The organism is Kocuria rosea, assembly GCF_023715525.1.
Taxonomy (GTDB): domain Bacteria; phylum Actinomycetota; class Actinomycetes; order Actinomycetales; family Micrococcaceae; genus Kocuria; species Kocuria rosea_A.
This window is the reverse complement of record NZ_JAMBOG010000052.1, coordinates 1-1,224: the sequence shown is the minus strand read 5'-3', so window position 1 is coordinate 1,224 and position 1,224 is coordinate 1. Positions and strand designations below refer to the sequence as shown.

The following is a 1,224-nucleotide window of genomic DNA, read 5'->3' as shown; positions in this document are numbered from 1 at the left end:
CGAGAGCATCGCGATGGCGGTGGTGGCGATGATGATGGCCACCACCACGTCCGTGCCGCCGGTCCACAGCACGATGGCTCCGGCCAGGGCGGGCATGAACCCGGCCAGCAGGATGGAGGCCATCTGGTAGCCCACCGAGATCCCGGAGTAGCGCACCGCGGTGGGGAACAGCTCGCAGTACAGCGCCGGCAGCGGGGCGTAGACCAGGGCGTGGCCCAGGGCCAGGAACAGGGCCACCCCGGCGATGATCGCCCACTGCTGGCCGGTCTGGACCAGGGCGAAGATCGGCCAGGCCGTGAGGATGATCGCCGCCCCGCCCAAAAAGAACGTCTTCTTGCGCCCGATCCGGTCCGAGAGCGCCCCGAAGACCGGGATCATCACGATGTTCAGCGCCGAGCCGATCATCACGGCCACCAGCCCGTAGTTGCGCGGGACCCCCAGGGTGGTGGTGACGTAGGAGAGGACGAAGACGGTGAACAGGTAGTAGTTGCCGGCCTCGGCGAAGCGGCCGAAGATCGCGATCAGCAGCGGCTTGCGGTGGTGGGCGAACAAGACCTTCAGCGGGGCCTTGTGCTGCTCCCCGGCCTCGAGCATGCGGGCCTGCTCGGCCAGGAACTCCGGGGACTCCGCGGCGTTGAGCCGGATGTAGAGGCCCACCGCGGCCAGCACCACGGCCAGCAGGAACGGCACCCGCCAGCCCCAGGTCTCGAAGGCGTCCCCGGAGATCGCCGCGGAGGCGGTCACCGCGGCGGTGCCCAGCAGCAGCCCGCAGGAGACCCCGATCTGGGGCCAGGAGCCGTAGAACCCGCGCCGGCCCTTCGGGGCGTTCTCCACGGCGATGATCGCCGCCCCGCCCCACTCCCCGCCCACGGCGAAGCCCTGGGCCAGGCGCAGCACGCACAGCAGGATCGGGGCCCAGATCCCGACCTGGGCGTAGGTCGGGAGCAGGCCGATGAGCACGGTGGCCACGGTCATGATGGCGAAGGTCAGGATCAGGGTGGCCTTGCGCCCGATCCGGTCCCCGAGGTGGCCGGCGACGAAGGCGCCGACGGGCCGGGCGACGAACCCGACGCCGAAGGTCGCCAGGGCGGCGATCTGCCCGATGCCCGGGGCCATGGCGGGGAAGAACAGCGGCCCGAAGACCAGGGCGGCGGCGGTGGCGTAGACGGTGTATTCGTACCACTCGACGATGGCGCCGATGGTGCCCGAGTACAGGGTGCGGCG

General features: G+C 70.9%; 1 protein-coding gene. It reads right to left on the bottom strand.

Features of this window, described 5'->3' with window-relative positions:
- Positions 1–1,224, bottom strand: a 1,224-nt coding sequence (locus M3185_RS16915) for an MFS transporter (RefSeq protein WP_251334837.1), incomplete at both ends; no start/stop codon positions are given.